Here is a 5,708-nt window from a genome sequence, read left to right as displayed (position 1 = left end):
CCGGAAGGGCACGACCTCGCACAAAAGCTGGGGTGACCATGGTTAAGATGACCGATGAATGGGCTGGGTGTGACCACTCGGCCGGGGTCCGAAACGGCCCACGAATGAGAGGACTCAAGTGAGCAACCCATTTGACGACGCCGACGCCAAGTTCCGTGTCCTGGTCAACGACGAGGGCCAGCACTCGCTGTGGCCGGTCTTCGCGGACGTCCCGGCCGGTTGGAAGGTCGTGTTCGGTGAGGACAGCCGCCAGGCTTGCGTCGACTACATCGAGGCGAACTGGACGGACATGCGCCCGAACAGCCTGATCGCCGCGATGGAAGAGGATGCCAAGAAGCGCGCGGAGCAGGCCGACAAGAGCTAGCCCGCACCTCGAACACCGCCGCGGCCGGACATCCCAGAGGTGTCCGGCCGCTGGCGTCTGTGACCGGGTCGGCTGCGTGGTGGCGCGGTGCTATCCGCAGGGCGCCGGATGCGTGCGGCCGTAGGCCGGGTCGAGCGCGCTCTGCACCAGGTACAGCGACCGCGCGTCGGTGGTCAGCTGGCCGTGGTCGGCGGTGTCGCCGGGGCAGCCGTCCTGCACCCACACGTTGTGCACCGTCGCGCCCGGCCCGGCAGCCAGGAACGTGCGCTCCGGCGGCGTCGAGATCTTGTCGTCCCGGGTCGCGATGACGGTGTAGTCGACGCCGCGCTCGGTGTCGCCGCCGGCGTTGAGCGCGGCCAGGAACGGCGACCCCACCAACTGCTCGATGTACGCCGGCCCGGCCGCGGCGCTGACCGCACCCGACAGCGGCAGCCCCACCTTGTGCGCCACGTCGTTGAGCAGGGAGAACAGCCCGAACGTCGACCCGTGGTTGGTCGCGCCCAACGTGACCAGCGTGTGGACCCGGTTGCGGCGCGGGTCGAAGTGGTCCGTGCCGCCGTTGAACCGGAGGTACTGGCGCGCCACGACCCCGCCCTGTGAATGCCCGACCAGATCGACCTGCTTCGCGCCCGTGCTGCGCAGGACCCGGTTCACGAAGTCCGCCAGCTGCCGGGCGGACGAGGCGATGTCGGCGCCGCCGGCGAGGTCGAGCAGGTTGCCGTTCAGCACCCCGTCGAACGTGCCGTAGTTCAGCGCGAACACGCAGTAACCTCGCTCCGCGAGCTGCGGGGACAGCGTGCTCCACGTGGTCGTCATGTCGGCCCAGGTGCCGTGCACGAGCACCACCGGTCGTGGATGCGCGGCGGTCGGCTTGCAAGACCAGTCGTTGGCTCCGGCCAGTGCCGTGGTCTGGTCTGCGGCGGGCGGGTTCGTGGCGGGTGCGGCCGTGGCGGGCGTGCAGACCCCGAGCACGGTGGCCGTCGCGACGACGCCGGCGCACAGTGCGCCGAACGCCTTGCGACGCCGCGGCTTCGGTGATCGGGTCTGCTGTGCACTCACCCGGTCCACGGTACCGGTCGCCCGTCCACGCCCGGCGTCGTCGTCCCGGCGGCGGGCGTGGACGTGGCCGGGCCTGCGCCGGGACGGGGTACGGGCGCGCGGCTCAGTCGAGCTTCACGTGCATCAGGTAGACGTTGTACTCGTTCCACTGCGAGATGGTGAAGTACAGGTCCTTGCCGGTCGACCACGGGTGCAGGAACCCGCCGTACAGGCTCGGGTACTGGTTGCCGGAGACCAATGTGGCCGGGCCCGACCATGCGCCCTGCGGGCTCTTCGCCTCCCGCAGCACGATGCTGTTGGTGGCGACGTCGAGGTAGCCGGCCTGCCACGTCTTGCTGTCGGCGTCGTAGCGCATGGACAGTTCGCCGACCGGTCCGGAGAACAGCGGCGTGCCGTCGAAGCCGTTGGTCACCGGGGTCCAGGTGCCGGACTTCCAGTACTGGTAGGCGGTCTTGTTGAGCAGCTGGTCCTGCGGGACGCGGGCGAGGGCGACCGTGCCCAGGCGCCCGTTCGGCGTGCCGAACATGTAGACGTAGCCGCCCTCGGGGACCATCGCCGACACCTGGAACTGGGACATACCGAAGATGTTGTCCCACTTGGCCCACGGATCCTTCGTCCAGACGGACCCGCCGTCGTCGGAGTAGGCGATGCCTCCGTAGTTGGTCGTCCAGGTGCCCGGTACGCCCCAGCTCTTGACCGACATGTAGCTCATGTACTGCCGATTGCCCAGCGCGAAACCGGACGTCGGGATGGTGGTGATCTCGTAGTTGTCGACGTGCCGGCTGGCGAGGACCTGCGCGGCGTGGCAGCGCTTGTCCTGCACCATCGAGTCGATGGCCATGCCCTTGGACAGGTCCTTCGCCGGCGTCGAGCTGAAGCCGAGCGTGTTCGAGCGCCAGTCGGTGCCGTTGGCGCCCTCGGGGTGCCAGCCCTTGCCGAAGGTGTCGCCGAACACGACGGCGACCTTGCCCGGCGCGGCCTGCCACATGATGCCGAGGTCGGTGGCGTTGACCTGGAACCGCTTGTCGGTCCGGCTGATCGAGCCCGGACCGGTCACCTTCGACACCTCCGACAGGTCGGAGACGTGCGGCACGGCCGGGGCGGGGACCGGAGCGTCGGCCTGCACGGGCGGGTGGGCCTGCGGCGGGCGCGGGGTGGTGGGGAAGTTGTCGCCGCCGGGAACCGGCACCGGGATGGTGATCGGCGACGTGCGGAGGGTCAGCTTCGGGAACGGCAGTGCCGACGAGGCCGACCCGGTGCTCGAGGCGGAACCCGAGTCGGAGAACGACGAGCCGGCCGAGCCGGTGCCGGTCGAGCCCAGCGACCCGAGCGGGCCGCTGCCGCCGGCCGGCGGTGCGGGGTTCGTCAGGTCCGGGCAGGGGTCCTCGCACGGGTTGACCGGCGGGGGAGGCGAGGGGAAGCGGGTGTTGTCCGGCTTCGGGCCCGGCTCGGGGACCGGGACGATCTTCGGGTACGGCACCTTGATGTCGATGTCCGGCAGGTGCGGCATCCCGGGCGGGCCGACGTGCGGGGCGCCCGGACCGGAATCGGGGACCACCCGCAGCGGTTCGCCGCACTCGTTGGTACGCGGCGCCTGCACCGGGTCTGCGGTCGCGGTCGGGACGAACACGGCACCGCCGGCGGCGATCGTGAGGGCGGCGAGCGGGACGGCGAGGTGCCTGCGCACGGAAGGATCCCCTGTCGTGTGGGCTGGGTCACGGAAAGAATGTGAAACGCAACGAGATCACGCGAAGAATACCAAGACGATGTTGAAAATCGGATATCCGCCGTTCGACCGACTGCCGGTGTGCGGCCGCGTGTGATGGGATCGGCGAGGCCGCATCTGGAAGGGATGATTCGTGCGATTTCTTCGCGGTAGGTGCTCGAGATTCGCCGTCCTCTGCCTGGGCGTGATCGCCGGGATCCTGTCGGCGGCACCCGCCGTCGCGGCGCCCGCGCTCGGCCCATCGTCCGGCCTGTACCCGGCGGCCGACCCGGACCCGTTCTACGCGCCGCCCGTGGACCTGGCGTCGAAGAAGCCCGGCGAGGTGGTCCGGACGCGTCCGATGCCGCCGCTGTTGACCTTCCCCGGCGTCGACATCTGGATGGCAGCGTTCCGGTCGACGAACTCCGAGGGCAAGCCGATCCTCGCGACCACCACGGTCATGTTGCCGCCGAACCGCAGCTCGAACGGTCCGCTGCTGTCGTACCAGCACATCATCAACGGTCTGGGCACCGAGTGCGCCGTCTCGCGTGAGCTGTACACCTCGGATCCGAACCTGATCATCCGCGAGGCCCCCGCGCTCAACGTGGTGCTGCAGCGGGGCTGGAAGGTCGCGCTGCCGGACCACCTCGGCCCGACCAGCGCCTACGGCGCCGCCAAGCTCGGCGGTCAGATCACGCTCGACGGGATCCGCGCGGTCCAGCACGTCGCCCGGTTCGGCCTGGCCGAGAGCCCGGTCGCGTTGGCCGGGTACTCCGGCGGCGGCATGGCCACCGCCTGGGCGGCCGCGCTCGCCCCGGCCTACGCGCCGGAACTGAACATCGTCGGGGCCGCCGAGGGCGGGGTGCCGACGAACCTGCTGAAGATGGGTGATGCGCTGGGCCTGCACCCGCACCCGGCGTTCGGGCTGGCGGCGGCCGCGGCGATCGGCCTGGGTCGCGAATACCCCGACCGCCTGCCGATCCTGTCGCTGTTGAACGACCGCGGACTGGCCATGGCCAGGCAGATGTCCAACGGCTGCACCAACGACATCCTCGCGGCCGGCGCCGGGCACAGCGTCGCCGAGGTGACCAAGTCGACCAGCTTCATGTCGGATCCCGGCTATCGGCGGGTGGCATCGGAGAACAGCCTCGAGGACTACCCGGGTGTGCCGAAGACGCCGATCTTCGAGTGGCACAGCCCCACCGACGTGCTGATCCCCGTTGATTCCATCAACACGACGATGCGCCGCTACTGCGCTGCGGGGGTGAAGGTGCAGGCGGAGCTGGTCCCCAGCCCGGATCACCTGACCACCGCGGTCCTGGGCGTCCCGTCCGCGCTGAACTACCTCGACGCCCGTTTCCGCGGAGTCCCGGCGCCGAGCAACTGCTGACGCCTTCGGCCCGTGGGTGAGGTGTGGGTCCGGACCCCGCAACTCGCGCACAGGGCGGCGTGACAGGGCCGTCGGTGATCTGTCACAGAACGCGGCGGCAGACGCCCGGACCGGGTGCACGATTGGCCCGCGATGATTACCCAGAAACACCTCGACCTGCACGGGGACCAGCTCGCCTACCGCATCGGGGGCGACGGCGAGCCGCTGCTGTTCATCCACGGCATGGTCGGCAGCTCCCGCGCCTGGCGCTACGTGATGCCGCGCCTGGCCGACCGCCACCTGGTCCTGGCCCCGGACCTGCCCGGGCACGGGTCGTCGGGCAAGCCTCGCGGCGACTACTCGCTGGGGGCGTTCGCCGCGGCACTGCGCGACATGCTCGACCGGCTCGGGATCGAGCGCGTCACCGTGGTCGGGCACTCGCTCGGCGGCGGGGTCGCGATGCAGCTGGCGTATCAGCACCCCGAGCTGTGCGAGCGGCTGGTGCTGATCTCGTCGGGCGGACTGGGGCGTGAGGTGAACTGGCTGCTGCGGTTGATGGCGGTCCCGGGCTCCGAGGCGGCCCTGGCCGCGATGACCTCGCCGGCGGTGCGGCTGTGCGGCGGTGCGGTCCGGGACTGGCTGGGTTCGCGCGGCGTGCGGGCCGAGCGGGCCGACGAATCCTGGCGCGCGCTGATGTCACTGTCGGGCACCGAATCCCGGCGCGCGTTCCTGCGGACCCTGCGGTCGGTGGTGGACCCGGGTGGCCAGGCCGTCAGCGCGCTGGACCGGCTGTATCTGACCGCCGGACTGCCGGTCCAGGTGATCTGGGGCGCAGGCGATCCGATCATCCCGGTGGACCACGCCTTCGCAGCTCGGGACCAGTTGGCTGGGAGTAAGCTGTCAGTGCTCGACGGTGTCGGGCACTTCCCGCACGTGGAGGCTCCGGACACCGTCGCAGGACTCATCGACCGGTTCGTTTCGGCCACCCCGGCCGGTGGGCAGGCGTCCGTCCGACACGCCCGGGGACAGCTCCGCACGGTCGTGGGCGAGGCAGCGCTGACGGCGAGTTGACCTGCGAGTTCTCTGCCCGGCTCGGGCTGCAGAACAGGGCATCGGGCCGTAATCTTTGTGGCGATTCACTGTCCGGTGGGGGCGGCGTCGTGGACTGGGGCAACGGCGACGGTTTGGGCACGGTCGAGCACCCCCGGCGG

The 5,708-nt window shown here is 70.6% G+C and carries 5 protein-coding genes; 3 read left to right on the top strand and 2 right to left on the bottom strand.

The features are described 5' to 3' along the window. Positions 1 to 118 precede the first annotated feature (118 nt). Complete coding sequence (locus G4X40_RS02960; RefSeq protein WP_277830061.1) at positions 119 to 364, top strand: MbtH family protein; 246 nt, start codon at positions 119 to 121, stop codon at positions 362 to 364. A 90-nt stretch (positions 365 to 454) separates the two neighbouring features. On the opposite strand, the gene G4X40_RS02955 is transcribed toward G4X40_RS02960, so the two are convergent. Both G4X40_RS02955 and G4X40_RS02950 read right to left on the bottom strand, forming a co-directional pair. Next, complete coding sequence (locus G4X40_RS02955) at positions 455 to 1,366, bottom strand: esterase/lipase family protein (protein WP_408642130.1); 912 nt, start codon at positions 1,364 to 1,366, stop codon at positions 455 to 457. 160 nt (positions 1,367 to 1,526) lie between these two features. After that, positions 1,527 to 3,110: a DUF4185 domain-containing protein gene (locus G4X40_RS02950; RefSeq protein WP_277830057.1), complete on the bottom strand. Its 1,584-nt coding sequence runs from the start codon at positions 3,108 to 3,110 to the stop codon at positions 1,527 to 1,529. Between the two features lie 172 nt (positions 3,111 to 3,282). Here G4X40_RS02950 and G4X40_RS02945 point away from each other — a divergent pair, with 172 nt between their 5' ends. Further along, positions 3,283 to 4,518, top strand: a complete 1,236-nt coding sequence (locus G4X40_RS02945; protein WP_408642101.1) for a lipase family protein — start codon at positions 3,283 to 3,285, stop codon at positions 4,516 to 4,518. 132 nt (positions 4,519 to 4,650) lie between these two features. Then, positions 4,651 to 5,568: an alpha/beta fold hydrolase gene (locus G4X40_RS02940; protein ID WP_277830055.1), complete on the top strand. Its 918-nt coding sequence runs from the start codon at positions 4,651 to 4,653 to the stop codon at positions 5,566 to 5,568. The last annotated feature ends 140 nt before the right edge of the window (positions 5,569 to 5,708 follow it).

This window comes from Speluncibacter jeojiensis (assembly GCF_029589495.1).
In the GTDB taxonomy this organism is placed as follows: domain Bacteria; phylum Actinomycetota; class Actinomycetes; order Mycobacteriales; family Mycobacteriaceae; genus Speluncibacter; species Speluncibacter jeojiensis.
This window is presented reverse-complemented; position numbering and strand designations above follow the sequence as displayed.